Source organism: Nonomuraea sp. NPDC050310 (assembly GCF_040655795.1).
GTDB lineage: Bacteria > Actinomycetota > Actinomycetes > Streptosporangiales > Streptosporangiaceae > Nonomuraea.
Genome location: NZ_JBFAKP010000008.1, coordinates 256,393 through 281,013, shown reverse-complemented (window position 1 = coordinate 281,013; position 24,621 = coordinate 256,393). Strand labels below are relative to the sequence as shown.

General features: G+C 70.7%; 26 protein-coding genes and 2 pseudogenes. 15 read left to right on the top strand and 13 right to left on the bottom strand.

Features of this window, described 5'->3' with window-relative positions; all coding sequences use genetic code 11:
• On the top strand, nt 1-333 hold a 333-nt coding region (locus tag AB0I67_RS21800), incomplete at its 5' end, for a hypothetical protein (RefSeq protein ID WP_357926342.1).
• Between the two features lie 115 nt (nt 334-448).
• On the opposite strand, the gene AB0I67_RS21795 is transcribed toward AB0I67_RS21800, so the two are convergent.
• Together AB0I67_RS21795 and AB0I67_RS21790 are read right to left on the bottom strand one after the other, a co-directional pair.
• Nucleotides 449-1,015: a L,D-transpeptidase family protein gene (locus AB0I67_RS21795; protein WP_357926339.1), complete on the bottom strand. Its 567-nt coding sequence runs from the start codon at nt 1,013-1,015 to the stop codon at nt 449-451.
• Between the two features lie 183 nt (nt 1,016-1,198).
• A complete protein-coding gene (locus AB0I67_RS21790) occupies nt 1,199-1,807 on the bottom strand; it encodes a hypothetical protein (protein ID WP_357926336.1) in 609 nt (202 codons plus the stop codon).
• A 520-nt stretch (nt 1,808-2,327) separates the two neighbouring features.
• On the opposite strand from AB0I67_RS21790, the pseudogene AB0I67_RS21785 reads away from it, so the two are divergent.
• Nucleotides 2,328-2,468 (top strand): annotated as a pseudogene (locus AB0I67_RS21785) (helix-turn-helix transcriptional regulator); the annotation flags it as partial.
• 474 nt (nt 2,469-2,942) lie between these two features.
• On the opposite strand, the pseudogene AB0I67_RS21780 reads toward AB0I67_RS21785, so the two are convergent.
• The 3 genes and pseudogenes from AB0I67_RS21780 to AB0I67_RS21770 form a co-directional block, all read right to left on the bottom strand.
• Nucleotides 2,943-3,188, bottom strand: a pseudogene (locus AB0I67_RS21780) (hypothetical protein); the annotation flags it as partial.
• Nucleotides 3,185-3,961, bottom strand: a complete 777-nt coding sequence (locus AB0I67_RS21775) for a CPBP family intramembrane glutamic endopeptidase (protein WP_357926333.1) — start codon at nt 3,959-3,961, stop codon at nt 3,185-3,187. The gene AB0I67_RS21775 and the pseudogene AB0I67_RS21780, both read right to left, overlap by 4 nt.
• Nucleotides 3,962-4,097: 136 nt before the next feature.
• Nucleotides 4,098-4,646, bottom strand: coding sequence for a dihydrofolate reductase family protein (locus tag AB0I67_RS21770; protein ID WP_357926330.1), 549 nt, complete (start codon nt 4,644-4,646; stop codon nt 4,098-4,100).
• Between the two features lie 123 nt (nt 4,647-4,769).
• On the opposite strand from AB0I67_RS21770, the gene AB0I67_RS21765 reads away from it, so the two are divergent.
• The 4 genes from AB0I67_RS21765 (at nt 4,770) to AB0I67_RS21750 (ending at nt 10,390) form a co-directional block, all read left to right on the top strand.
• Nucleotides 4,770-5,933, top strand: a complete 1,164-nt coding sequence (locus tag AB0I67_RS21765; protein WP_357926328.1) for an alpha/beta hydrolase fold domain-containing protein — start codon at nt 4,770-4,772, stop codon at nt 5,931-5,933.
• A 125-nt stretch (nt 5,934-6,058) separates the two neighbouring features.
• Nucleotides 6,059-6,400, top strand: coding sequence for a DUF1330 domain-containing protein (locus AB0I67_RS21760; protein WP_357926325.1), 342 nt, complete (start codon nt 6,059-6,061; stop codon nt 6,398-6,400).
• A gap of 214 nt (nt 6,401-6,614) precedes the next feature.
• Nucleotides 6,615-9,608: a BTAD domain-containing putative transcriptional regulator gene (locus AB0I67_RS21755; protein WP_357926323.1), complete on the top strand. Its 2,994-nt coding sequence runs from the start codon at nt 6,615-6,617 to the stop codon at nt 9,606-9,608.
• 302 nt (nt 9,609-9,910) lie between these two features.
• Nucleotides 9,911-10,390 (top strand): TipAS antibiotic-recognition domain-containing protein, encoded by a 480-nt coding sequence (locus AB0I67_RS21750; protein ID WP_357926321.1) that lies wholly within the window; start codon nt 9,911-9,913, stop codon nt 10,388-10,390.
• Nucleotides 10,391-10,516: 126 nt separating this feature from the next.
• Here AB0I67_RS21750 and AB0I67_RS21745 read toward each other — a convergent pair whose 3' ends face one another.
• From AB0I67_RS21745 to AB0I67_RS21730, 4 genes are all read right to left on the bottom strand, one after another.
• Entirely contained in the window at nt 10,517-10,819 is a 303-nt protein-coding gene (locus AB0I67_RS21745; RefSeq protein ID WP_357926319.1) for a hypothetical protein, read from the bottom strand.
• A 117-nt stretch (nt 10,820-10,936) separates the two neighbouring features.
• On the bottom strand, nt 10,937-11,476 hold the full coding sequence (locus AB0I67_RS21740; protein WP_357926316.1) for a dihydrofolate reductase family protein: 540 nt from the start codon (nt 11,474-11,476) through the stop codon (nt 10,937-10,939).
• A 157-nt stretch (nt 11,477-11,633) separates the two neighbouring features.
• Nucleotides 11,634-12,026: a hypothetical protein gene (locus AB0I67_RS21735; protein WP_357926314.1), complete on the bottom strand. Its 393-nt coding sequence runs from the start codon at nt 12,024-12,026 to the stop codon at nt 11,634-11,636.
• A gap of 108 nt (nt 12,027-12,134) precedes the next feature.
• Nucleotides 12,135-12,620 carry a MarR family transcriptional regulator gene (locus AB0I67_RS21730; protein WP_357926312.1) on the bottom strand — a complete coding sequence of 162 codons (486 nt, stop codon included), beginning with the start codon at nt 12,618-12,620 and terminating at the stop codon, nt 12,135-12,137.
• Nucleotides 12,621-12,712: 92 nt separating this feature from the next.
• On the opposite strand from AB0I67_RS21730, the gene AB0I67_RS21725 reads away from it, so the two are divergent.
• The 4 genes from AB0I67_RS21725 to AB0I67_RS21710 all read left to right on the top strand — a co-directional run bounded on the left by AB0I67_RS21725 (nt 12,713) and on the right by AB0I67_RS21710 (nt 16,119).
• Nucleotides 12,713-13,570: an alpha/beta hydrolase gene (locus tag AB0I67_RS21725; RefSeq protein WP_357926310.1), complete on the top strand. Its 858-nt coding sequence runs from the start codon at nt 12,713-12,715 to the stop codon at nt 13,568-13,570.
• 12 nt (nt 13,571-13,582) lie between these two features.
• Nucleotides 13,583-14,419, top strand: coding sequence for a DMT family transporter (locus tag AB0I67_RS21720; protein ID WP_357926307.1), 837 nt, complete (start codon nt 13,583-13,585; stop codon nt 14,417-14,419).
• Nucleotides 14,420-14,560: 141 nt separating this feature from the next.
• Nucleotides 14,561-15,547 carry a winged helix-turn-helix domain-containing protein gene (locus tag AB0I67_RS21715; RefSeq protein ID WP_357926305.1) on the top strand — a complete coding sequence of 329 codons (987 nt, stop codon included), beginning with the start codon at nt 14,561-14,563 and terminating at the stop codon, nt 15,545-15,547.
• A 113-nt stretch (nt 15,548-15,660) separates the two neighbouring features.
• Nucleotides 15,661-16,119, top strand: a complete 459-nt coding sequence (locus tag AB0I67_RS21710; RefSeq protein WP_357926303.1) for a hypothetical protein — start codon at nt 15,661-15,663, stop codon at nt 16,117-16,119.
• A 50-nt stretch (nt 16,120-16,169) separates the two neighbouring features.
• On the opposite strand, the gene AB0I67_RS21705 is transcribed toward AB0I67_RS21710, so the two are convergent.
• From AB0I67_RS21705 to AB0I67_RS21695, 3 genes are read right to left on the bottom strand one after another with little or no spacing between them, the layout of a single operon-like run.
• On the bottom strand, nt 16,170-17,393 hold the full coding sequence (locus AB0I67_RS21705; protein WP_357926300.1) for a DUF6596 domain-containing protein: 1,224 nt from the start codon (nt 17,391-17,393) through the stop codon (nt 16,170-16,172).
• Entirely contained in the window at nt 17,375-17,752 is a 378-nt protein-coding gene (locus AB0I67_RS21700; RefSeq protein WP_357926297.1) for a YciI family protein, read from the bottom strand. The genes AB0I67_RS21705 and AB0I67_RS21700 overlap by 19 nt, the downstream gene beginning before the upstream one ends.
• Before the next feature lie 10 nt (nt 17,753-17,762).
• Nucleotides 17,763-18,341, bottom strand: coding sequence for a dihydrofolate reductase family protein (locus AB0I67_RS21695; protein WP_357926295.1), 579 nt, complete (start codon nt 18,339-18,341; stop codon nt 17,763-17,765).
• A 378-nt stretch (nt 18,342-18,719) separates the two neighbouring features.
• Between AB0I67_RS21695 and AB0I67_RS21690 the strand changes: the two genes are divergently transcribed.
• From AB0I67_RS21690 to AB0I67_RS21680, 3 genes are all read left to right on the top strand, one after another.
• A complete protein-coding gene (locus AB0I67_RS21690) occupies nt 18,720-19,166 on the top strand; it encodes a hypothetical protein (RefSeq protein WP_357926292.1) in 447 nt (148 codons plus the stop codon).
• A gap of 95 nt (nt 19,167-19,261) precedes the next feature.
• The gene (locus tag AB0I67_RS21685) at nt 19,262-20,290 is read left to right on the top strand and encodes an acyl-CoA desaturase (RefSeq protein ID WP_357926291.1); all 1,029 of its coding nucleotides are present in this window, start codon (nt 19,262-19,264) and stop codon (nt 20,288-20,290) included.
• Entirely contained in the window at nt 20,287-21,807 is a 1,521-nt protein-coding gene (locus tag AB0I67_RS21680) for an MFS transporter (RefSeq protein ID WP_357926288.1), read from the top strand. Before AB0I67_RS21685 ends, AB0I67_RS21680 begins: the two co-directional genes overlap by 4 nt.
• Nucleotides 21,808-21,837: 30 nt before the next feature.
• Here AB0I67_RS21680 and AB0I67_RS21675 read toward each other — a convergent pair whose 3' ends face one another.
• Nucleotides 21,838-22,743, bottom strand: a complete 906-nt coding sequence (locus AB0I67_RS21675; RefSeq protein ID WP_357926286.1) for a LysR family transcriptional regulator — start codon at nt 22,741-22,743, stop codon at nt 21,838-21,840.
• Between the two features lie 82 nt (nt 22,744-22,825).
• Here AB0I67_RS21675 and AB0I67_RS21670 point away from each other — a divergent pair, with 82 nt between their 5' ends.
• A complete protein-coding gene (locus tag AB0I67_RS21670; protein ID WP_357926283.1) occupies nt 22,826-23,611 on the top strand; it encodes an SDR family oxidoreductase in 786 nt (261 codons plus the stop codon).
• A gap of 1 nt (nt 23,612) precedes the next feature.
• Complete coding sequence (locus AB0I67_RS21665; RefSeq protein ID WP_357926280.1) at nt 23,613-24,599, top strand: aldo/keto reductase; 987 nt, start codon at nt 23,613-23,615, stop codon at nt 24,597-24,599.
• Nucleotides 24,600-24,621: the final 22 nt, after the last annotated feature.

Below are 24,621 nucleotides of genomic sequence, written 5' to 3'. Positions count from 1 at the left end.
TACGGCTGGGTGGCTCTCGACGTGCTCGCCGGCATCCTCATGATCAACGCGGTCGAGTACGACACGGCTTGGGCGGTCCGGCTCGGCGGCCACGTGCTCGCCGGCGTCTGGATCGTGGCGAGCTCCCTGGTCAGTCGCTCCTGGCCGGTCCGCGTGGTGGGCGTCATCACCGGGGTCTGGCTGGCCGGTTACTCCTTCGCCGGCACCCTGCTCGCCGAGGAGTTCCTGCGCCCGGCCGGGATCATGATCCTGGTCTGGTTCGCCCTCCTGGCGATTTTCCACCGCGACACTCCCTCGCACCCGGCGGCAGCGACCGGCCCAGCGCCTGCCTGACACGCGGAGTCCGTTGGCCCAAGCCGCACGCGGCCAGGAAGCCACCACAACGGGGGCGTACTGACGTTTCTCCTCGCTCACGCGCGAGCGCGAGGTGCGCGCGGGACGGCGTTCGTCATGGGCGTACCCGGACCATGGTGCCGACCTCGACCTGGCGGAAGAGCCGGTCGGCGACGTGCATCGGCAAGCGGACACAGCCATGGGACGCCGGCCAGCGGGGCACGGTCTTCGAGCCGTGCAGGGCGATGCCGTGGTTGAAGTACATGGTCTTGTACATCGACCCGAGCGGGCCGCGGTCCCAGCCGTGGACGCGGCGGAAGACCCGGTAGTCGCCGAGCGGGGTGACCGCGTAGCCGCAGCGGCCCTTCATGCAGTAGTAGCGGTTGGCCCCGGTGGACACGTGCGAGATGAGCCGGATCTTCCCGCGCTCGTACAGGAACAGCACCTGGCGGCTGAGGTCGACGACGACGCCGTCACGCACCGGAGCGTGGATCCTGCGAGGCCGCTGGAGCGCGCGCAGGGTGGCGGGGGTGAGTTTCGAGACCGGCCGGAGCCCGTTGAGCTTCTGCAGAGCCCAAAGGGCGACCGCGGTCTCTTTGGTGAAGACGCCGTCGACGCGGCCGGGAGAAATGTGGAGCTCGGCCAGGCGCTGTTCCACCTGGAGAATCTGCGGGTCAATCACTCACGCCTCCGTGCAATTCTCCGGTATCCGGATCCGCGGATCGAGGGAATTCCTGTCGTTTCCGCGGACACTTCGGAACATGGGCCGAAAGGGCCTTATCGCGAAAGAGCGGCACTCCTTCGGTGACCCGTCCGGGGATGGCGCGCTCCCCGGACGGGTCGCCCCGCCGTACCGAGCCCGAGGTCAAGCAGGCGGCGTGTGCTCGACGAACGGGGTGCAGTTGCCGGGCCAGGCCGGGACGCTACCCTGTCCGGGCCTCGAGTTGACCCGGCAGCTCGTCTGCCTGACCAGGCCCGTGCTGCTCAGCACGGTCACGTGCAGCCGCCTGCCCATCACGGTGAGCGAGACGTCGATGACCGAGCCGGGGTAGTTCGGGATCGTGGAGATGTCGTGCCACTTCGGCGTGGTCCGCGGGTCGCGGACGTAGGTCTTGCCGTCGCCGGGGGCGTAGCCGATGAACTTGTTGCGACCCTGGAAGGCGGTGTCGATGGCCTTACCGGGACCCGCCGGACCGGGAGGGCCCGCGGGGCCTGCCGGACCCGCGGGGCCTGCGGGGCCCGCCGGACCGGCCGGGCAGTCGCACTTGCGGTGGTGGTGCTTGCATCCCCGGCGATGGCCGTGCCCGAACCGCTTGAAGTGCGGCTTGTCGCCCGACACCTGCGGCGGCGCGACCGGCTGCCTGACCTCGGCGGCGTTCGCCGCGACCGCCGGCACCATGCAGCCCGCCGCCGCTGCCGCGGAAACGGCCAGAATCTGCACGCTCTTGGTGAGCGCGCGGGAGAAATGCGCCATTAAACAGGCCACCCCTTCGTTTGCCTGAGTGATCTTGCTTGGTGGAAATAACCATTCGAGAGCTACCCGAGGCTTTTGTGGGGCAATCCATAGGCGACGTTATGCGCCTGTCAACATCTCGCAATAATGTCCGACTTTAGGCTTATGGCGCTTTTGATGGGGCATTGGCATCCGATTCGGGGATATGGACCGACAATCAGGTGTCTTCCCGAAAGGACTCCCCCATCAGCTGGCGGTCGCCATGCAGGACAGGCTGAGGAGTCAGGTGCGTGGCCTGGGGTGTAGCTCACCGGCCCCCAGCCGTACCGGCGCAGGCCGCGGCTCTGCTGCGGCGCTCCGAGCGTCCTCCGGACACGGAGGGTGGTTTCACACACCTACGCCTCATGACCTGCTCGCGCGGATCCGCAGCATCACTTCACCGTCGGCCAGGGCGGCGGAGCCGTTCGGTCGTTGCTGTGCGCTGACCCATAAGCCCAGGTAGATAGGCTGAAGACGGGACAGGTGTGGATGAGGGGGACGGGTGGCGGAGTCGTTCGGCAGCCTGCTGCGGAGCCGTCGGCAGGCCGCCGGGCTCACCATCGAGGAGCTGTCCGAGGCCTCGGGCGTCAGCGTACGGGCCATCAGCGACATGGAGCGCGGGATCAGCCGGAGCCCGCAACGGCGCACGGTCGAGGCGCTGGCCGAGGCGCTCCCGCTCGACGACGCGCAACGGACGGCCCTGGCGGTGGTGGCGCGCGATGGACGGCTGCGCCAGGACGCCCTGGCGAGGGGCGCGTGCGAGCTCCCCCGTGGCGTGGGCGACTTCACCGGCCGGGCCCGGGAACTGCGCACGCTGCGCGACCTGGCGATCCGCGCCGCAGACCACGACACCGCGATCGAATCGGACGCGGGGACCGCTGTCGTGGCCGCGATCTCCGGCACCGCGGGGATCGGCAAGACAGCCCTGGCCGTACGGGCCGCCGGGCAACTGGCGGACCTGTTCCCCGACGGCCGCTTCTCCCTGGACCTGCGCGGCATGGACCCGGTCCCGCTCGACCCGGGGACCGCGCTGTCGCGGCTGCTCACCGCGCTGGGCGTGCCGCCAGAATCCCTCGTCGGCGAGGATCGCGCCCGCTCTCTTGCGCCTGCTCCACGAAGGATCGCCGGCGAGCGGCTCAGGCGCGCTGCTCCGCGTCCCCGTCCAGCGGGCGGCGCGGGCGCGGGAGCGGTCCGACAGCGCCCGCAGCGCCGACGCCGCGGGCACGAGCAACCGGAATCCGGCACCGATCGGCAAGAGCAGCAGGGCCAGGACGACCAGCGACCCGACCGCGGACACCGCCACCGCCTGCAGCCCCGCCAACTGGCAGCGCCCCACCGCGGCCAGCGCCCTCTTCGCCCTCATCGGTGGTGGATTCTACTGGGGGCCTTCCACGTCCACAGCAGTGCCGCCAGCGCGCACGACGTCCCGAACAGCGCCATCGGCACGACTGCCCCGCTCTCCTCGTCCATGAACAGCAGCAGGCCGAGGTTGATCAGCGTGTGGAAGCCCCCGGCCAGCAACAGCCGGTGGGCGCGTACCCGCTCCATCGCCAGGCCCATCACGACCGACATCGACACCGTCGCCACCAGGAACGCGGCCGTGTACGCCGGCGGCTTGCCGAACACCGGGACGTGCCACAGCCCCCACAGCAGCCCCACCACGATCGACGCCGTCAGCGGGCCGTACCGGCGGCGCAGCAGCGGCTGCAGCAGGCAGCGCCAGCCGATCTCCTCCGCGCACGCGCCGATCAGCTGCGCGGCCACGATCAGCGCGAACGGGTTGCTCAGCGTCTCCGGTCCGGTGTAGCGGGCATCGCCCGTGAGCACGCCATAGCCGCCGGCGCAGAGGGCGACGATCAGAGGGGCGGTGACGAGCAGTAGCAGCCCCTGACCATCCACCCCTCCGCCCCGACCCCAGGCACCGGACAGCGCCGACCGGGCGAGCCCCGGCCACACCAGGGCGACCATCCCCACCGCCAGGGCCGGCCCGAACTGGGTCAACTGGATGACCTCGGCAGGAATCGGTGTGCCGGCCTGCGTCGCGCCCAGCACGCCGGAGGCCACGAAGGCGACGGCGGCGAACACCCCCGCAGCCGCCAGGACGCCGAAGGTCGTCCGTGTTTCTGTCTTCAGCATGGGTCGACGATTCCGTCTGAACCGCCCGCGATCACTGCACCCGTCAACCGGGCAGGGGTGGATCCAGGTACACCCTGTCCCGCTCGAGGATCGCTGGAGGCGAGGTGACTAACCGGATGGCTACCCCACGCAAGGATCAAGCACGCGCGTGGTCCGTCCGGTAGGTCAGTACGGCCAGGCCCGACGGCAGGACGCTGACGTCGGCGAGGGCGAAGCGGGCGGTCAGGCCCTGGTGGAAGAGCAGGTCGCCCCCACCGACAAGGAAGGGATGCAGCCACAGCCGCAGCTCGTCGATGAGACCGTGCTCCAGCAGCGTGCGGGAGAGCGAGCCGAAGCCGTACTGGACCAGCCGCGCGCCGTCGGCCTTGAGTTCAGCGACGCGTTCGGCCACCCGCTCGGCCAGGACGCTGGTGGCCGGCCAGGACGGGGCGGTGAGCGTGGTGGAGGCGACGTACTTCGGCATCGTGTTGATGTGGTCGCTGTAGGCGTCGCCGGAGCGTTCGGGCCAGGTGGCGGCGAACACTTCATAGGTGCGACGGCCCATGATCAGGGCGTCGGACGAGAGCAGCAGATCGGTCTGGATCTTCTCGGCGCTGCCGTCGTCGTCGCCCGTGGACGGCCAGTCCTGTGGGTCGCCGATGACGCCGTCGAGCGTGATGTAGGTGGAATTGATCAGCAAGCCCATGATGGGTGTTCCTTTCGACGCGGTCAGACTGGCATGGCCGTTCCTGCCGGCGGAAAGGCCGAACGTGCATGACCGCGATGCGGGCGACGCATGACCAATAGCCGCATGACCCACAATGGCGGCGTGAGGGAGAACCTGCCTTTGCCTCCGGCGCCGGAGGCGATCGAGCTGCGCCATCTGCGCGCGTTCGTCGCGGTGGCCGACGAACTGAACTTCGGCCGGGCGGCCGGGCGGCTGTATCTGTCGCAGCCCGCGCTGAGCCGCCAGATCCGGGCGTTGGAACGGCTGATCGGCTACGAGCTGCTACGCCGCAGCACCCATCGGGTCGAGCTGACGTCCGCCGGAGGCGCGATGCTGGAGCGCGCCCGCGCGATCCTCGCCGACGTCGACAGCGCGGTGGCGGCGGCCCGTGCGGCCGGCGACGACATGGCCGGCCGGATCGCGCGCCTGATGGACCCGCGGCACGCGCTGGTCGGCACCGCGCACCGGCAGGAGTTGCGCGAGGCCTTCGAGTCGCTGCTGGCCGAGTTCCCCGTGCCCACGGAGATCGACGTGCGCCCGCTCAGCGCCGGCGGGGTGCCGTCGTTCGTGCTGACGCCGGGCGCGGAGCGCCCTCCCACGGTGCTCTACCTGCATGGCGGCGGATACACGATGGGGTCGGCGTACGGCTACCGCTCGCTGGTGGGCGCGTTCTGCGTGGCGGCCGGGACGTCGGTGCTGTTGCCGGAGTACCGGCTGGCCCCCGAGCACCCCTACCCGGCCGCGCTCGATGACGTGATCCGCGCCTACCAGTGGCTGCTGGACCGGACCGAGGACCCCTCGACGCTGGCCGTGGCGGGCGACTCCTCCGGCGCCGGGCTGGCCCTGTCACTGCTGGCGGTGCTGCGGCAGCGCGGGTTGCCGATGCCTGGCCGTGTGCTGTTGCTGTGCCCGTGGGTGGACCTGACCTGCGAGTTGATGGCCGACACGGCGTCGGTGCCGCTGCTGACGCTCAGCCGCGACTCCACGCGCGACTACCTTCAGGGCCATCCGGTGCGCGGCCCGGTGCTCAACCCGTTCGAGGCGGACCTGACCGGATATCCGCCGATGCTCCTTCAGGTCGGCACCGGCGACGCGCTGGTGCACGAAACGCGACTGCTCGCCAAGCGGGCGGCGGAGCACGGGGTGGAGGCGGAACTCGACCTCTATCCGATCGACGCCCACGTCTTCCACATGTTCTGGTCCTTCCTCCCGGAAGCCGCCCAGGCTCTGACCCGGGCCGCCACCTTCCACCGGCCCGGGGACTGATCGAGCGGGCTCATGCGTCCCGCGCATCACGGTCATGCGCGTTCGGCCTTTCCCCCGCGGTGAGCCGCCGTGCCAGCCTGGCCTCGGCCGGCCGGCCCACCATCTGATCACGAAAGGCTCATCCCATGACCGCTTACGCGATCGCCCATCTCAGGACGCCGTCCGCGCACCCCGACGTCCTGGAGTACATGGAACGCGTCCAGGCCACCATGGACCCCTTCCAGGGGCGTTTCCTGGTCCACGGGCCCGAGGTCGACGTCCGGGAAGGCGAGTGGCCCGGCACCGTCGTGGTCATCGAGTTCCCCGACATGGATCATGTCGTCGGCTGGTACGAATCGGCGGCGTACCAGGACATCCTGCCGCTGCGCACCGGGCACGTCCCGGGCGCCGCCGTACTGGTGGAGGGGGTCTCGCCCGGGCACAGCGCGGCCGGGCTCGCGGCCGCGCTGCGCGCGGCGGCCTCGTGAGCGGCGCCCGACGTTTCGAGAGCCTTCGAAAGGGTTGCCGACGCCGTGACGCAGATCAAGTCTGGTGCCGAAGCACGACTTCGAAGGCGGGGGGTTCCTGGTGGTTCGCGAGCTCGGACCGGTGACGAACGCCGGCTCGGCGCAAGGGCGTGCGTTATCTCCGCGCTTCTCCGTTCTGGGCCCGCTGACCGTCAACCTCAGAGGCGGCGCTTGGGTGCCTGTGCCGGGAGCCAAGAACCGTATCCTGCTGGCCTGCCTGCTGCTGCGCGTCAACCAGATCGTGTCCGTCGCGGGCCTGGCGCGGCGGCTGTGGGGGGATCATGCGCCCCGGGACGAGCGGCGCGTCGTGCAGACGTACGTCGCGCGGCTGCGGCAGTGGCTCGGCGACGACGGCACGGTCATCCAGACGCGGGCGGGCGGCTACACGATCCAGCTCGCCGCCGACCGACTGGACCTGCTGGAGTTCCGCCGGCTGCTCCGCGAGGCCGCGCGGGCGGACTCACCCGGCGTGGAAGGCGCGCTGCTGAGCCGCGCGGTCGGCCTGTGGCGCGGCGCCGCCTGTGAGGACGTCGCGTCGGAGATCCTGCACCAGCGTGATGTCGCCGTCCTGGAGGAGGAGCGCAGGCAGGCCGTCGAACGCCGCATCGATCTGGATCTGTCCTCGGGGAACGCCTCCCATACCCTCATTCCCGAACTGCGGATGCTGACCCTGGAGCATCCTTTGCGCGAGCGGCACTGGGCGCAGCTCATGCGCGCCCTGCACCAGGCCGGGCGACGGGCGGAGTCGCTGGACGCCTACCGCGCCGCCTTCGTCCACCTGCGCGAGGAACTGGGCGTCGAGCCCGGCCCCGAGCTGCGTGACCTCCACCAGACGATCCTCGCCGGATCGCCCGCGCCCGCGACGGTAGAGGCCGCCGAGCCGTACCCGCCGCGTGAGGTGCCCGCCCCCGTCGCCGGCTTCGTGGGACGCGCGGCCGAGCTGGCAACCCTGGACCAGACCCTGACGCGCCCGGGAGTCACCGTCGTCGTGGGCAGGGCGGGTGTGGGCAAGACCGCGCTGGCCGTGCGCTGGGCGGCCTCCGCCTCGGAGTCCTTCCCCGACGGGCAGCTCTACCTCGATCTGCGGGGGTTCGCCGCGCTGCCGCCCCGCCTTCCCCGCCAGGCGCTGCGCGCCCTGCTGCACGGCCTCGGCGTGCGGCCGGCCGACATCCCGGCGGACGAGGAGGCCGCCGCCGCCCTGTTCCGATCGCGTACGGCAGGCCGCAGCATGCTGATCATCCTGGACAACGCCCGCGACACCCGTCACGTGCGGCCCCTGCTACCCGGCACCGGCCCGTCGGTCATCGTCACCAGCCGCAACCAGATGCGCGGCCTGGTCGCCGGCGGCGCCGCCGCGCGGATCGCGCTGGGCCCCCTGCCGCCACAGGAGTCGCTGGACCTGCTCGCCCGGCACGTGGGTCACGACCGGCTGCGCCGCGAACCCGCCCAGATGAGGAACCTGACAGCGTCGTGCGAGCACCTGCCCCTGGCGCTGCGCATCGTCGGAGAGCGCCTGGCCCGCGTGCCGGGACTGTCCGCCGGGACGCTCGTGCGGGACATCGAACGCGACGGCCTGGCCGCCCTGCGGGCCGGCGACGGCGACCCGGACATCCGGCACGCGCTGTCGTGGTCCTACGAGCGGCTCAGCCCGGCGGCCCGGCGGACCCTGCGGCTGGCAGCGGTCCTCCACCCCGGCCCCGTGCTGGAACCCGAACCGCTCGCCGCGCTCGTCCAGATGCCGCCCGGCCACGTCCGGCGGCACCTGGACCTGCTGAGCGCCGACCACCTGGTCGAACAGACCGCGCCGGAGCGCTACCGGCTGCCACACCTCGTCCGCACCCACGCGGCGATCTCACCAGACGAAAGGATCATGCCGATGGACACCCGGTTGGACGGGCAGGTGCTCCTGCCCGGAGACGAGGGGTACGACCAGGCCCGCTCGGTCTGGAACGCCATGGTCGACCGGCGGCCCAGGGTCATCATGCGGTGCGCGAGCGTGGCCGACGTGCGCACCGCCGTACGCGTCGCTCGTGAACGGGACCTGACGGTCGGCGTGCGGTGCGGCGGGCACAGCATCGTCGGGCACGCCGTGCCCGACGACGGCCTGATGATCGACCTGACCCCGCTGGCGTCGGTGCGGGTCGACCCGGTCGCGCGCCGCGCGGTGGTGCAGGGCGGCGCGCTGCTGGGCGCCCTGGACACCGCTGGCCAGGTGTACGGCCTGGCCACCACAGCCGGGAACGTCTCGCACACCGGCGTGGGCGGGCTCACCCTCGGCGGAGGGATGGGCTGGCTGGCCCGACGCTACGGCTTGACCTGCGACAACGTCACCCGTTTCGAGGTGGTGACCGCGGATGGCGACCTGGTGCGGGCCACGCCGGAGATCAACTCCGAGCTGTTCTGGGGCCTGCGGGGCGGCGGCGGGAACTTCGGTGTGGTCACCGAGTTCGAGTTCGTCCTGCACGAGGTGGGCACCCGGGCCTTCGTCGCCGAGCACGACTTCGACGCCGCCACGGCCGGCGCGGCGATGCGCGCCTGGCGCGACCTCAGTGCCGGGGCTCCGCGTGAGGCCACCTTCACCGCCACCGTCGCCGACGGGGTGGCGACGCTCGGCTGGGTCTGGGTCGGCGACCCCGGCCAGGCACGGCACCACCTGGCCGCTCTTGAGTCGCTCGGCCGGCCGCTGGCCGTACGCGCGCACGAGATCAGTTACCTCGACCTGCAACGTCGCGAGGACAGCGCGGAAGGGCACACCTTCCGCCGCTACTGGAAGGGGCACTACTTCGCCGAGCTGACCGACGAGGCGATCGAGGCCATCCTGCTGCACGGGATCGGCGGGCACGGCGTCGCCGCCAGCATCCAGCAGTACGGCGGCGCCATCGCCGAAGGGAACGACTCGGCCTTCGCCCACCGCTCGGCGGCGTTCGAGTACGTCGCCGCGGCCAAGTGGAGCGACCCGGCCGAGGATGAGACCCGGATGGCCGCGGCCCGGCTGCTCGCGGCGAAGCTGGCCCCTCACGCGTCCGGCGCCTACGTGAACGTCCTGTCCGACGACGACAACGGGATCGGCCGTGTGTACGACCAGCCCCGCATGGAGCGGCTGCGGGCGCTCAAGCGGGCGTGGGACCCGGACAACGTCTTCCGCCACAACCACAACATCACCCCCTGAAACGCGCTGTCCTCGACGGTGCCGAACGTGGTGAGAAGGCGCACCGGGACATCGACGGCTCGGGCCGGCTCGACGAGCCGGCCCGAGCGGCTGACCGCCTGTCCCTCCCCCGGAGCCTGGGTCTGAGGCGTGGTCGAGCAGTTGTCCGGATCTGTTTGGGCGCTCCCGCTCATCGCAATGATCGACGCAGCCCTCGTTTTCCGGGAGCGTAGGTCAACGCGTTTTCGTCCCGCCATCGATGAGTCTCATCCGTCTTCTCGCGGGTTGAACCCGACGCAACGTGAGGCTTTATCGTCGCCGTCATGAGCGACAAGCGAATCCGGTCTCCTCTGAGTGACGCCGACAAGCGCGAGGTGTGGGGAGAGTGGGCGGAGAAGGAAGACCAACATCTTCAGGAGGTGGAGCAACGCTGGGGTGATTCCGATGCCTATAGGCAGACGGCCAGGCGAGTGGCCGCCTACGGCAAGCTCGAGTGGGAACAGATCAATGCGGGCAACGCCGAGATCGAGGCGCGAATCCGTGCCCTCATGGACATGGACGCCGACCCGCTGAGCGAGGCGGCCATGGATGTGGCCGAGGCCCAGCGCGCGCATGTCAGCCGCTGGTTCTATGACATGAGCCACGAGTTCCACGTGCTCAAGAGCCGGCTGTACGTCGACGATCCGCGCTACCGGGCCGGCATCGAGGACAACACCCGCCCCGGCGCGGCCGAGTGGCTGCGGGCGGCCATCGCGGCCAACGCCGCCCGCGCAGCCCAGACGTCACTCGAACCGGGGAGCTAGAAACCCGGCGCCTCCACCCCGCCGGCCGGACGCATGGCATGGAGGGGTCGACGGTCAGTGTCCGTCCGGGGCCGGCTCGATCGTTGTGGGAGCGTCAAGCCCGATAGCCGGGTTACTCCGTCCTGCTCAGGAAGGGCAGGTTCCGCCATCGAGAACGGTCATTCCGCCCTTCTTGATATAGCCGTTCCACGCGGGAACGCGCACCCGATCCGCGCCTGTCCCGGCGTAATAGAAAGTGACGATCGTCCCGCGTTTGATGGAGCCCTTAGGAGTCCAGCCTCTCAGGGTGCGGTACACCGTCTTATCCACGGTGAGTCGCGCCTTGTTCCAATTGCAGTCCGCGGTCGCCGATGTCGCGGCGCTGACGCCGCCGGTGGTTGCGGCGGTGAGACCGGTCGCCAGCAGTACACCGATCAGTATCCGGCGCATATCCATGTGCTCCCTTCGTGTCGATCGTCCCGATCCCCAGCGCCGAAAAGGCCGCCTGTGCAGGGCCGCGCAGAACAGACCAGCCGGCTCAGAGGTCCTAGTGGTAGGCACGCCGTGCTATTTCCTGGAGTAGTCGAGGAACAGCGTCCCGCTCCGCCCCTGATGGACGCCGGTCAGGGCCCAGGACCGCACGGTGTCCTCCGCCTCGAAGGCGCGCCTGCCCTGCCCCACCACGGCAGGCGCGACGACCAGGCGTAGCCGGTCGATGAGCCCGGCGCGCATGAGGGAGCGCGCCAGGCCAAGGCTGCCGTGCACGCCGATGTCGGCGCCCGGCCCCTGCTTGAGGTCCGCGACGTAGTCGATCGCGGGCCGGTCGACGACGATGGTGTTCGCCCAGTCCGCGGTGAGTGCACTGGAAGTGAAGACATGCTTGCGCACGCCGTTGATGAAGGGGGCGAACGGCTCGAAGTCCGACGCAGGCCAGTGCTTGACCCAGTAGTCGTAGTTCCCCCGTCCCATCAGGACATCGTCCTGGGTAGAGATGACCCGGCCGAGATAGTCGATCAGGTGGTCGCCCTCATCGCCGAGCCAGTCACCGGGCTCCTCATAGGCGACGCCGTCCAGCGACATCAGGTGATACAGCACTACATTGCGCATGCGCGCTCCTGAGTTGTTCAGTTGGGATAGGTGTAAGTGAAACGGCGTGGACAGCGAGATTCCCAGGGCGATCGAGGTGTCCGCACCGACAGCCCCGATACCTCGCGAGCTGACGCCGTACGGCCGCGCCGTTCGGAGCGAGGGACGAGAGACTCCGTCACCTGAGCCGGCGTAGCCCTGCCAGTTGCAGAGCGGCGAAGGTCCCGACGACGACGGCCTGAACGAGCGTCCATGCGGCGCCGAGGGGCGTGAGGTTCAGCAGCCCCGTCAGCACGATGAGCACGCTGCCCGCAGCCCACCCGGCGTTGACCGCCACCACCGCGATCAGCGCGGGCGCGCTGGGGCGTACCGCCAGGTAGGCCACCGCCGCGCCGTAGACCACCAGGAAGCCGCCGAGCCAGCGCAACGTCGCCGTGTCCGGGCCCAGCAACTGGCCGATGAAGTCGCTCAGCGTCACGTACCCGAGCCCGTTGGCGGCGGTGACCGCCGCGTCAAGCACGAGGACGCGCTTGAGGAAGGTGAGCCCCACGGGGCGGGGCGGGGTGATCATGAACTCTCTCCTGTCTGTGGGCGCGCCGCCAGTGTGGCGACGACCTGCCACAGATCCCCTTCATTCCATCGCCAGGTCGCCATCACGCGCCCGAAGGCCGGCCGTACGTCAGTCGGACGGAACCGGGCCGGTGGATGACCGGTGCCCGGCGGAGATGACCTGCTCGATGTCGATCAAGGCCGCCAACTGGCGTCCGTCCAGCGCCCGGCCGAAGTGCCGGTCGATGGACGCCAGGTGGGCGGGAGTCGCTTCCTCGTAGGCCTGCCGCCCGGCCGGCGTGAGCAGGACGTCATCGCCACGGCCGTCCAGCTCGCAGGCCTCGCGCGCGATCAGTCCGCGCTGTTCCATGCGGCCGAGCTGGCGGGACAGCCGGCTGTGCGCCCACTGCAGATGATCAGCGAGGCGGCCCACCCGCACGCACGTCTCCGCGCGCGCCAAGGTGGTCACCGCGGACAGGACCTCGTAGTCGGGCATCGACAGACCCGAGTTCTTCTCCAGGTCGCGGGCGATCTCGGGGTCCACCAGGAGCTGCAGCCTCCGGTAGGCGGCCCAGGCGTCTTGCACGGCCTGAGCTGGAGGGCCGGGTCGCGTCATGGGCCCAGCCTACCCGAAACAAGTTACATGTAACGAAACCGCGTGCTAGGTTCTTCGTTACATGTAACGGACCTGCCGAGAGGGTGACCATCATGGAGCGGATGTTCTACGTGAACGGGATCGACCTGGCGACCGAGACCTTCGGCGACCCCGCCGATCCCGCGATCCTGCTGATCCACGGCGGCGGGCACTGCCTCCTGAACTGGGAGGAGGAGTTCGTCCGGCGCCTGGCAGCCGGTCAGCGCTACGTCGTCCGCTACGACAGCCGGGACGCCGGCCGCTCGACCGGCTCCCCCGCCGGAGCTCCCCCGCATGCCCTGCGGGACCTCGTCGCGGACGCCGCCGCCCTGATCGGGGCGCTCGGACTGGAGCGGGCCCACCTGGTCGGCATGTCACAGGGCGCTGCGGTCGCCCAGCTCACGGCACTCGACTACGCCGATCGAGTGGCCACGCTCACCCTCGCCTCCTCCACCCCCGGCGGCCCGGGCCACGCCTACGACGACCTGCCGGACATGACGGCCGAACTGCGGGCCGTACTCGCGGTTGAAGCCCCGGAGCCGAACTGGCAGGACCGGGACGCCGTCATCGACTACCTCGTCGAGGCCGAGCGGCCCTTCGCCGCGGCCGGCCACTTCGACGAGCCGGCCGTGCGGAAGCTCGCCGAGCGAGTCGCCGATCGCACGATCGACCTCGCCGCACAACTGATCAACCCGTTCCTCCTGGACGCCGGCGAGCCTTGGCGGCACCGGCTCGACCAGCTCAAGGCACCGACACTCGTCCTGCACGGCACCGACGACCCCTTCCTCCCCCTCGGCCACGGCCGCGCCCTGGCCGCGGAGATCCCCGGCGCCCGCTTCATCGCCATGGAGCGGACCGGACACGAGACCTTCCCCCGGCGCCACTGGGACACGGTCGTTCCCGCGATCCTCAGCCACACCGCCCACCGCTGACCGGGCACACTCGTGCTCGCCATCGCACTGGCCCTCGGCGCGGGGCTCGGTTGGGGCACCTCCGACTTCCTGGGAGGGCTGAAGAGCCGCGCTCTCCCACTGCCGTCGGTCCTGCTGCTCTCACAGGCCACCGCGCTCGCCCTGCTCGCGACCGCCACCGCCGTACGCGGCTCCGGGCCGCCCGGCCTGGACTTCCTCGGCCAGGCAGCTATCGCCGGGCTGGGAGAGACGCTGGGTATCGCCGCCCTCTACCGCGGCTTCGCCGTCGGGACGATGAGCATCGTCGCCCCTGTCGCGGCCGCTGCACCGCTCGTCCCGCTGCTCGCCGGGCTGGCCGCGGGGCAGGTTCCGGGGTCACTCCAGTTCACCGGTATGGCGCTTGCCGTACTCGGACTGATCATCACTTCACGCCGCCCCACCGCCGAAGCAGGGACGCGTCCGCAGGTGAGCATCCTGTACGGCATGCTGGCGGCGCTCGGCTTCGGCGCCTTCTTCCTCACCCTGCACAACGCCGGCCAAGCCGACATCGGGTGGTCGCTGCTCACCGCTCGGCTCACCACCGTGACCGTGATCGCCTCCGTCATCGTCCTCCGCCGTCACCGCGTCGCCGTACGAAGAAGCGATCTGCCGGCGCTGGCCGCGATCGGCGTCCTCATCGTCGCGGCAGACGCCCAATACGCCTTCGCCTCGATTCTCGGTCCGGTCGGCGTCGCAGCCGTCCTGGGCTCCCTGCACACCGTTGTCACCATCGCGCTCGCCCGGATCATCCTGAAGGAGCGACTCTCCCGTCTACAGGCGATCGGCGTCGGAGTGGTTCTCGCCGGCGTCCTGATCCTCTCGCTGGCCTAGTCACGGCCGGTGAGGCGCCCTGCGAGAACGAGGGAGCCGATGACCGCTTGAGTCTCACGTTGCGTCAGGTTCTACGCTCACCACTCACTGCCCCCGACAGCAGGCGTACCGAACGGCGTGAGACCCGCGAGAGGAGAGACCATGCACGGGTACTCACAGTTACGGACCGGCGAGCTCGACGAGGTCAACGTCACCGTTTCCCTGCATCCCGGCGCGACGCTCCTGTCACTGATCGCGGGCACGTTCGGCGGCCGGCCGCACGGTGTCCCCCGCCACTGGCAGCGGGCCGTCGCGGCTGTCACCGGCGACGACGCCGTGGTCCTGCACCCGCTGTTCGACCCGCACTACTCGGTCATCCCCGACTGCCTGACCGCTACCTCCACGATGGCGGAGGCCGACATGGACGCCTACCTGAGCGCCCTGGCCGAACTCGACGGCGTCATCCTCGTCCGCGAACTCGAGGCCGAGTTCGGCCCCGTCCTCCCCCGGCACTGGCATCGGGTGGCCGACCGTCCGGGAACCTGGATACGCGCCTACACCGGTGTCATGAACCGGCTGTGGGAGGAGTTCCGCACCGTCTGGAAGAAGGCCGACACCCTTCTCCGTAAGGAGCAGGAACGCATCGGCCTGGCCGCGGTGACGCGCAGCCTGCCCGTTCTTCTGCCGGGGCTCAGCCCACGCCTGATCTGCGACGGCGCCTCCATCCGGCTGCCGGACCAGCAGGGCAGGTCCTTCGATCTCGGCGGTCGGCGGCTCACCTTCGTTCCGGTCGTCTCCGGTCAGGGCGCGTGCCTGTTCTCCTTCGACCAGCCCGGCCCCGCGTGGATCGGATACCCCCTGCCCGCGGTCGGCCTCCTGTGGTCCGGCGGCACTTGCCAGGCCGCCCGCGACGACACCGACAAGCTCGCTCTCGCTCTCGGTCCCACTCGAGCCGCCATCCTGCGGCTGGCTGGGACGTCCATCCCCATCGGACGGCTCGCCGCCCTTCTGAACTGCTCGCCTTCCACCGCCAGCTACCACTGTGACCAGCTTCAGGCCGCCGACCTGCTCAGCCGCCACCGTCACGGCCGCCACGTCCATGTCCGGATCACGGAGCGGGGGGACGAACTCCTCGCCGTCCTGACTTGACCCCTTGCCGGAAGGATCTCGCGTTGCCATCCACCGATCAGAGGGACCGGCCTTGGGCTCCTCTCTGGCCTGCGTACGCCGCCGCCGGGTTCGTCGGCCTTTTCTGCGCGGTCGTGCTCGTTCTGGCCGTTGCCAATGCGTTCGCCGAAGGTGCCTGGCCCGAAGGGGACGGCTGGGTCGCCCTGGGCTCGGTCGGGCTCAGGATCCTCACGGTCGCGCTCGCGCTGGCCAGTGTCCGCCCCTGGGGCAGGCGGCTGCCGGGCCGGCTCGTTCTGGGCGGGCTCTGGGGTTCGGCCGCCGCCCAATTCGTCTATCCGGCGCTGGAGCTCATCGTCAAGCTGCTCATCCTGGCGGGCGTCCCGATTGCGCTCGGCAAAGGCATCAGCAACATGTCGGCGACGGGCTGGTTCAACTTTGCAGCCGTCTGGGTCGTCTTCGGAGTCCCGGCCCTCTTGTTCGGGCTGGCGGCAGTGTCCTACCAGCGCCGATCCGCGGCCTCCTCCCTCTTCGCGTGGTTGGGCGTTCTGGGCGGCTGCGCAGCACTGCTGCTGATAGGTGTTCTCATCGGATAGATGAAGGCTGGCTGGCAGGAGTCCTGGTGATGTGTTCCGGTATCAGCGCGTCACCGGGATGCGGCGCGCTGCTCGAGGAACGTCCGCACCTCCGGGTCCGCGGTGAGCTCGGCGGCCGTGGCATACGCCACGGCCGCCTCCTCGTGCCGTCCCAGCCGGGCCAGCAGGTCTCCCCGGGTGGCGTGGTACGGCTGGAAGCGTTCACGTTCCGGCGGAAGCCCGTCGAGCAGCCGGAGCGCTTGCCCGGGTGACTCGCTCCGCCCGACGACGGCCGCGTGGGCGACCTTCCCGCCGAGGCTGGGCGCGACGGCAAGCAACGCCGCGTACAAGGTGCGCAGCGCCGGCCAGTCCGTCTCGCCGGTCCGCGCCCGGTCGCAGTGGACGGCCTGGATCGCCGCCTCCAGCTGAAATCGCCCGGGCGCCTGACCCGGACGCCCGGCCCTGCGCAGGTACGTCTCCCCCTCGTCGATGAGGCCCCGGTCCCAGTCGGCCGGGTCCTGCTCGTCGAGCGGCAGAAACGGCCGGCCCGGCTTCCTCGCCCGCGCGGAGCTCAGGGTGAGCAGCGCGGCCAACCCCCACGCCTCCGGCTGGTCGTCGAGCAGCGTGGCCACGGTGACCGCGAGATACCGCGCCTCCCCGTCGCCGCGCCCTGGCCAGGCCAGGGCGTAACAGCCGTACACCGCCTCCAGCACAGGCGCCAGCCGTTCCGGCATCGCCGCACGCCCCGGCACGACGAACGGAATCCGCGCGTCGCGGATCCTGCGCTTGGCCCGTACCAGCCGCTGCTGCATCGCCCCGGCCGGTACGGCGAACGCCCGGCCGATTTCCGCGGAGTCGAACCCGAGTACGGCCTGCAACATCAGCGGCGTGCGGACGTTGGCCGCGATGGCCGGATGGGCGCAGACGAAGAGCAGCGCCAGCCGCCGATCCGGGATCGCGTCCGGATCGAGCCCGTCGAGCGGATCGTCGGCCCCATGCCGGTCGGCGTGCTCGTCCGCGTCGTCCAGCGGGACGGAGCGGCGGTGCGCGGCGGACTTCCAGTGGTCGCGCTGCCGGTTCCGCGCGACCGTCAGCAGCCAGCCCTCCGGGTTGTCCGGCACGCCGTCGCGCGGCCACGTGGTCAGCGCCTGCTCGAAGGCGTGCGCTAGGGTGTCCTTGGCCACCTGCAGGTCGCCCGTCGGCTCGGCCAGCAGCGCAACCAGCCGCCCGTAAGAGGCCCTGGCGGTACGCTCGGCGACGGCGGCCGTGTCGCCGGTCACGACGATGAGACCCATGCACCGGCCTCCAGGTGCACCGCGCCCGGCCGGACCTCGACCGTGCCCCAGGAGACCGGCGGCGCCTGCCGCGCCCACTCCAGTGCCGTGTCGAGGTCGGGCACGTCGATGATGATCAGGCCGCCGAGCTGCTCCTTGGTGTCGGCGAACGGCCCGTCCTGGATGCGTAGCTCTCCTCCGGCGGCGGTCAGCGTGGTCGAGGCGGACGAGGGTTGCAGCACCTGCCCGCCCACCAGAATCCCCGCCTGCTCCAGCGTCGCGGCGTAGCTGGCGAACGCCCTCATCCCTTCGTCGATCGTCTCCTCGCCGATCGACTCGTCGCTCTCCTCCGAGTAGTAAAACGACAGAACGTAGCGCATGTCCCGATCCTTACACCTGGTAGCGGGCGATGACGACGCCGGTGGTGGACGTTACTGACTCTTCAAGCTTCAGGTCGCTACGGTCGCCGTCGCCGAAGAGCCGGGTGCCCGATCCGAGCACGATCGGATGGATCAGCAGGACGTACTCGTCGACGAGCCCGGCCGCGTGGAGCGAGCGGACCAGTTCGCCGCTGCCGATCACGGTGATCACGCCGTCCAGCTCGCGCTTGAGCCGGGTGACGGTCTCGGCGGCCTCGCCCGCCAGCAGGGTGGAGTTGGGGTAGCAAAGACGGGTTCGCCGGTCGCGGCTGACGACGTACTTGCGCTGGTTGACCAGGGTGTCGGTGAACGGGTTGGGTTCGGTGACCGACGTCCAGTGCGCCAGCAGGTCTTCGTAGGAGCGGCGGCCGAAGAGCATGGCCGTCGTGTTCGCCATGCCCGCCCCGGCGAACTGCCCGATCACGTGATCGCCGTACCCTTCGCCCCAGCCGCCGTGGCGGAAGCCTCCTCTGGTGTCCTCGTCCGGGCGGCCCAGTCCCTGCATGACGCCGTCCAGGCTGACGCTTTCGAAGACGCTGATCTTGCCCATGGTGTGCTCCTTGTCTCGCACCGGGCCGCCCTTTCGCGGCCCGACACAGCTATGACGAGGTCACCGGGGACGGACAGACACTGCCGTGGCTTTCGGGAGTGCCCGATTGGAAATCAGCGACGACATGCCTGTTGAGGCACTTTCTGCCGAACAAACGGCCCGCTACGGCCGATCCGCCACGGAACCGTCGTCGGGTGATCTCAAGCCCTTGAGCTCTGTTCTGGCGTGAACCACGGAGGGTGAACCTTCCCGACCACCGTGGTGGATGCGGACGTCTTCTGCTCGTGACCGCCTCGCGGTCACGTCGAACGAGGCGAGCTCGCCGCGGAACCTGCCGTGGCTTTCGGGCCGGGACTGGCGCCGTTCGCCTCGCCACGAGTGATGCCGGTAGCGGGGGTCTGCCTGGTCGCCAGCAACCGCCGGGGGCTGTCGTCACGGATCTACGACCTGTGGCTCGTGTCCTTCCAGCTCGTGGACCGGTCGGGACAGTCGGCGATGGGCGCGGTCATCGTGAACTCCGGCATCCTGGCCTTCTATCGGACCGCGGTCGTGCGCGACAACCTCGACGGCTATCTCAACGAGGCGTTCTTCGGCCGTCCTGTCACCTTCTCCGACGACTCGATGCTCACGCCGGCTGACCTGTTCCACACGCTCTCCTTCCCGCTGCTCATTCATCCCGCGGGAAGCTTCCAGGCCGGCCGAGAGCGGGTGAGGGCAGGCATGCGGCGGCACACTCCTGGGCGCGGGCAGGGCCGCTGTCGGCGTGTCGGCGCTGGGGCGGAACTCGTCCCGCTCGCCCGGTTGGTCCGCCGAGGTGGCGCATGACTCGAGCGCTTTCGATCATGCCGCCATCCTAGCCAAACATCTGTCACAAACATATGTTTTGCACAAGTGTACCAAACGTGTGTATGGTGCCAGGCATGGCACAAGCACCCGCACCGGCCGCAGCCGTGAGCGACTTCAGCCGCCTGTCCAAACGCGTCAGACAGGCCGGCCTCCTCGACCGACGCCCCCGCCACTACCTCGCGCGGATCAGCGCCGTAACAGCCCTCTACCTCGCAGGCGTGGCCGCCTTCTTCCTGCTCGGCGACTCCTGGTTCCAGGTGCCACTGGCCGCCGGCTTCGCGATCGTCTTCGCCCAGGTCGCCCTGGTCATGCACGACCTGGCGCACCGGCAGATCTTCCTCAGCAGGAGGCCGAGCGAGATCCTGGGCCGGCTCGGCGGCAACCTGGGAATCGGCCTCGGCTACGGCTGGTGGATGAACAAGCACACCCGCCACCACGCCAACCCCAACCATGAGGACCTCGACCCCGACGTCGTCCCCGACGTCCTGGTGTGGTCACAGGAGCAGGCACGCGCCAGCCGCGGGCCGGCCCGGCTCATCGGCGGCAGGCAGGCGTTGCTGTTCTACCCGCTGCTCCTGCTGGAAGGGCTCAACCTGCATCTGGGCGGCGTCCGCGCGCTGCGCCGGCCCTGGATGAGGCACCGCGTCCTGGAGGGCACGCTGCTGTTCGCCCACTTCGTGCTGTACGTGGCTGCGCTGGTGTGGGTCCTGTCGCCCGGCAAGGCCCTGGTCTTCCTCGCCGTGCACCAGGGGCTGTTCGGCCTCTACATGGGCTGCGTCTTCGCCCCCGGCCACAAGGGCATGCCCACCCTGACCGGTACGGCGGAGCTGGACTTCCTGCGCAAGCAGGTGCTCACCACCCGCAACGTACGCGGCGGTCGCCTCGTCGACCTGGCCATGGGCGGGCTCAACTACCAGATCGAGCACCACCTGTTCCCGAGCATGCCCGCCCCGAACCTCCGCCTGGCCCAGCCCATCGTGCGGGCCTACTGCCGGCAGCTCGGCCTGCCGTACCACGAGGTCGGCTTCGCGGCCTCGCACGGCGAGGCCCTGCGTCACCTGCACCACGCCGGTGCGCCCCTCCGCGAGAAAGGCCGTTCATGAAAGCCGGACGCAAGCAGTGGATCGGGCTGGCCGTCCTGGTCCTGCCCGTGCTCCTGATCTCCGTCGACCTGCACGTGCTGTCGTACGCGCTGCCGTTCATCAGCGCCGACCTGGCGCCGAGCGGCGCCCAACTGTTGTGGATCATCGACATCTACCCGTTCATGCTGGCCGGGCTGCTGTTGCCGATGGGCACCCTGGGCGACCGGGTCGGACGGCGGCGGCTGCTGGTGGCCGGAGCCGTCGCGTTCGGCGCCGCCTCGGCGGTCGCGGCGTTCTCACCGAGCGCGGACCTGCTCATCGTCACCCGGGCGCTGCTCGGCGTGGGCGGCGCCACGTTGATGCCCTCGACGTTGTCGCTGATCCGCAACATGTTCCACGACGACGGCCAGCGACGGGTCGCCATCGCCATCTGGACCGGCGCCTTCGCCGGCGGCGCGATGCTGGGCCCGCTGATGGGCGGCGCGTTGCTGGAGCACTTCTGGTGGGGCTCGGTCTTCCTGGTCAACCTGCCGGTGATGGCCCTGCTGCTGGTCCTGGCGCCGCTGCTGCTGCCCGAGTCGCGTGATCCGCGGCCGGGACGGTTCGACCTGCTCGGCGTGGCTCTGTCGCTGGGCGCGATCCTGCCGGCGATCTACGGGATCCAGCACCTCGCCCAGGACGGCTTCGGCTGGGTGCCGGTGCTGGCCATCGCCGTCGGCCTGACGCTCGGTGTCGCCTTCGTGCGCCGCCAGCGGGCGGCGGCCGATCCGATGCTGGACGTGCGCCTGTTCGGCAGCCGGGCCTTCACCGCCGCCATCGGCGCCAACACGCTCGGCGTCTTCGCCATGGTCGGCTCCAGCCTGTTCACCACCCAGTACCTGCAGATGGTGATGGGCGCCCGGCCCCTCATCGCCGGCCTGTACGCACTGCCCTCGGCCGGCATGGCGATGCTCGCGGCGGGTCTGGCCCCCGTCCTGGTCCGCAGGGTGCCCCCCGGCCTGGTGGTGTGTGTCGGACTGCTGATCGGCGCGAGCGGCTTCGCGATGTTGTCCAGGCTGGACGTGACCGGGCAGAGCGGCCTGCTGATCGCCGGGATCATGCTCATGGCCGGCGGCGTCACGCTCGTCCTGACGGTCTCCTCCGACCTGATCATCGCCACCGCCCCGCCGGAGCGGGCCGGCTCGGTCGCCGGGCTGTCGCAGGTGGCCACCGAGTTCGGCGGCGCGCTCGGCATCTCGCTGCTGGGCAGCATCGGCACCGCCGTCTACCGGGCGGACCTCGCCGGCGCTCCGGCCCCGGCGCTGGACACTCTCGGCGGAGCCTTGGAGTCGGCGCGTCACCTGCCGGAGCCGGCGGGGACCGCCCTGGCCGCCGCGGCCCGCGAGGCCTTCACCCAGGGCCAGCACTACGCCATGATCACCGCGGCGGTGGCCCTCGTCCTGATGGCGCTCGCCGCGCCGGTCATGCTGCGTGCCGTACGGCAGGCGAACCGGCCGGACCCTCGCCCACGCCACTCCGCGAGGCACGAGGTGCACTAGTCCCCACCGACGGGCGTAGCCCAGGCCGAATCAGTCGTGGCCGAGGGTGTCGAGGGCGGCCCGGACGAACGCCGCGATCCGGGTGGTGGCCGCGCTGGTGCGCCAGATCGGTCCCCACTCCAGCACCGGGCCGTCGTGGATGGGGACGTAGGTCACGTCCGGGCGGGAGTAGTACCGGACGCCCTTCGCCCCGCAGGGGAAGACGCCCTTGCCCGCCCCCACCAGGGTGAGCACCTCCTGAAAGGTGCCGGCCACCGCCCCGACGGGGATCTCCCGGCCCGCGGGTGTCGTGTGCAGGTGGCGGGCGGCCCGCAGGTATTCGGGAATGGACGCCGGCACCTGGATGACCTTGTCCCGGGCCAGGTCCTCGATCGAGACCGAGGCGCGGCGGGCGAAGGGGTGGCGCGCCGGCACCGCCAGCACGGTCGGCTCGGAGAACAGCACCGGCCCTTGCGTCAGCTCCGCGTCCTGGACGGGGAAGCAGCTCAGCATCACGTCCACCCGCCCCTCCCGCAGCGGGTCGAGGACGGCGCCGATCTGGACCTCCTGGATCTCGACGGCGCAGTCGGGGTGCCGTTCGCGGAACACCTCGGCCGTCCTGAGCGCGAGCTGCCCGGTGGCGGCGGTCAGGAAGCCGACGGTGAGGGAGCCGGTGATGCCCCGGGCCGCCTCGATCACCGTGGTGAGGGTGGACTGGATCTGGGCGTAGGCGGGGGCCAGGCCGTCGCGCAACTGGACGCCGATCGGGGTCAGCCGCACTTGGCGGGTGGAGCGCTCGAACAGCGGGACGCCGACCCGCCGTTCCAGCTTCTGGATGGTCTGCGTGACGTGGGCGCGCGACACCAGGAGCCGGTCGGCGGTGCGGCCGAAGTGCAGCTCCTGCGCGAGGGTCAGGAACGTCTCGATCTCGTTGCGCTCCAGGGCCACCGCCCCCACCTCCCGATTGTTCACTCCGGCCGATCAATTATTCGGAAATCTGGCATTTTTCCCGAATCGATCAGCCGCGAGAGTCGGACGTGTGAGAACGACCGACAACCTGAAGGACCACACCATGACTCTCGCCACCCGCGTCGCCGTCGTCACCGGAGCCTCCAGCGGCATCGGGGCGGCGACCGCCCGGCTGCTGGCCGCCCGGGGCGCGAAGGTGGCGGTCCTGGCCCGCCGCCTCGACCGCCTCGGCGAGCTCGCCCACGAGATCAAGCTCGCCGGAGGGCAGGCGCTGGCCGTCGCCGCCGACACCACCGACCGTGCCTCGCTGGCGGCGGCGGCGCACCGGATCACCGAGACGTACGGCGCGGCCGACCTGGTGGTGAACAACGCCGGGGTGATGCTGCCCTCCGCCATCCAGGCCCGCAACAGCGCCGACTGGCAGCGCGAGATCGACGTCAACGTCAGCGGCGTGCTCAACGTCATCGACGCGTTCCTGCCCGGCCTGCTGGCCGCCGCCGAGGCCGGCCGCCCGGCGGACCTGGTCAACATGTCGTCGATGGTGTCGCACGTCGTCTTCCCCTACATGGCCGTCTACAACGCCACCAAGGCGGCGGTCAGCCACCTGTCGCGCACCATGCGCACCGAGCTCGGTCCCCAGGGCGTCCGGGTGAGCGTCGTGGAGCCGGCCATGACGGCGACCGAACTGCAAGGCCACGTCACCGACGAGGGCGTCAACGCCTGGGTCGCCCAGGCCCGTGAGGCGTTCGAGTGGCTCGCGCCCGAGGACGTCGCCGACGCGGTCGCCTACCTCACCTCTCGCCCGGCGCACGTCAACCTCTCCCAGGTCGTCGTCTACCCGACCCGGCAGGCCTGACATGATCGAGCTGGGCAGCAGCGGGCTGCGCATCAGCCGTACCGGGTTCGGCTCCTGGGGCATCGCCGGCGCCGGCTGGCGCTGGAGCTGGGGCGCGCAGGACGACGCCGAATCGATCCAGGCGGTACGGCATGCGGTCCGGAAGGGCGTCAACTGGATCGACACCGCCGCCGTCTACGGCTACGGCCACTCCGAAGAGGTGGTCGGCAAGGCGATCGCGGACCTGCCGCACGACGAACGGCCCCTGATCTTCACCAAGGGCGGCCTGGTGTGGGATCCCGCCGAGCCCGACGCGACGCCCCGCCGTACCATGAAGCACGTCCGCCGCGAGGTCGAGGAGTCGCTGCGCCGGCTCGGCGTCGAGACCATCGACCTGTACCAGGTGCACTGGCCCGACACCGGCGAACCCCTCGACTGGAACGGCGGCGGCCGCTCGCCGAACGCCACGCCGGTCGGGGAGTACTGGCAGGTCATGGCGGAGCTGAAGGCCGAGGGCAAGGTCCGGGCGATCGGGCTGTCCAACCACGGCGTCGCCGACCTGGAGATCGCCGAGCGGATCGCGCACGTCGACGCGATCCAGCCGCAGTTCTCCGCGCTGAACCGGAGCGCGGCGCCCGAGATCGCCTGGGCCGACGCCCACGGCACCGGCGTCATCGTCTACTCGCCCATGGAGTCGGGCCTGCTCACCGGGGCCTTCTCCGCCGAGCGGGTGGCCGCGCTGCCGGAGGACGACTGGCGCAAGCACCATCCCAGCTTCACCACCGGGCTGGCCGAGCGGCTCGCCGTCGTCGAGGCCTTCCGCCCGATCGCCGAGCGCGACGGCGTGTCCATCGCCGCGGTGGCGGTCGCCTGGACGCTGGCCTGGCCCGGCGTCACCGGCGCCATCGTCGGCGCTCGCAACGCCGCACAGGTGGACGGGTGGCTTCCGGCGGGAGAGGTGCGGCTGACCCCAGCCGACCTGGAAGAAATCGCCCGAGTCCTGCCCTGAGAGGAGTGCCAAGCGGTTGTTT

Bases quoted from the DNA above. Each gene is read 5' to 3' on its own strand.
- AB0I67_RS21790 (WP_357926336.1), bottom strand. From the start codon at position 1,807: ATGGCGCATTTCTCCCGCGCGCTCACCAAGAGCGTGCAGATTCTGGCC.
- AB0I67_RS21775 (WP_357926333.1), bottom strand. From the start codon at position 3,961: ATGCTGAAGACAGAAACACGGACGACCTTCGGCGTCCTGGCGGCTGCG.
- AB0I67_RS21770 (WP_357926330.1), bottom strand. From the start codon at position 4,646: ATGGGCTTGCTGATCAATTCCACCTACATCACGCTCGACGGCGTCATC.
- AB0I67_RS21760 (WP_357926325.1), top strand. From the start codon at position 6,059: ATGACCGCTTACGCGATCGCCCATCTCAGGACGCCGTCCGCGCACCCC.
- AB0I67_RS21750 (WP_357926321.1), top strand. From the start codon at position 9,911: ATGAGCGACAAGCGAATCCGGTCTCCTCTGAGTGACGCCGACAAGCGC.
- AB0I67_RS21745 (WP_357926319.1), bottom strand. From the start codon at position 10,819: ATGCGCCGGATACTGATCGGTGTACTGCTGGCGACCGGTCTCACCGCC.
- AB0I67_RS21740 (WP_357926316.1), bottom strand. From the start codon at position 11,476: ATGCGCAATGTAGTGCTGTATCACCTGATGTCGCTGGACGGCGTCGCC.
- AB0I67_RS21735 (WP_357926314.1), bottom strand. From the start codon at position 12,026: ATGATCACCCCGCCCCGCCCCGTGGGGCTCACCTTCCTCAAGCGCGTC.
- AB0I67_RS21730 (WP_357926312.1), bottom strand. From the start codon at position 12,620: ATGACGCGACCCGGCCCTCCAGCTCAGGCCGTGCAAGACGCCTGGGCC.
- AB0I67_RS21725 (WP_357926310.1), top strand. From the start codon at position 12,713: ATGGAGCGGATGTTCTACGTGAACGGGATCGACCTGGCGACCGAGACC.
- AB0I67_RS21715 (WP_357926305.1), top strand. From the start codon at position 14,561: ATGCACGGGTACTCACAGTTACGGACCGGCGAGCTCGACGAGGTCAAC.
- AB0I67_RS21705 (WP_357926300.1), bottom strand. From the start codon at position 17,393: ATGGGTCTCATCGTCGTGACCGGCGACACGGCCGCCGTCGCCGAGCGT.
- AB0I67_RS21700 (WP_357926297.1), bottom strand. From the start codon at position 17,752: ATGCGCTACGTTCTGTCGTTTTACTACTCGGAGGAGAGCGACGAGTCG.
- AB0I67_RS21695 (WP_357926295.1), bottom strand. From the start codon at position 18,341: ATGGGCAAGATCAGCGTCTTCGAAAGCGTCAGCCTGGACGGCGTCATG.
- AB0I67_RS21685 (WP_357926291.1), top strand. From the start codon at position 19,262: ATGGCACAAGCACCCGCACCGGCCGCAGCCGTGAGCGACTTCAGCCGC.
- AB0I67_RS21680 (WP_357926288.1), top strand. From the start codon at position 20,287: ATGAAAGCCGGACGCAAGCAGTGGATCGGGCTGGCCGTCCTGGTCCTG.
- AB0I67_RS21665 (WP_357926280.1), top strand. From the start codon at position 23,613: ATGATCGAGCTGGGCAGCAGCGGGCTGCGCATCAGCCGTACCGGGTTC.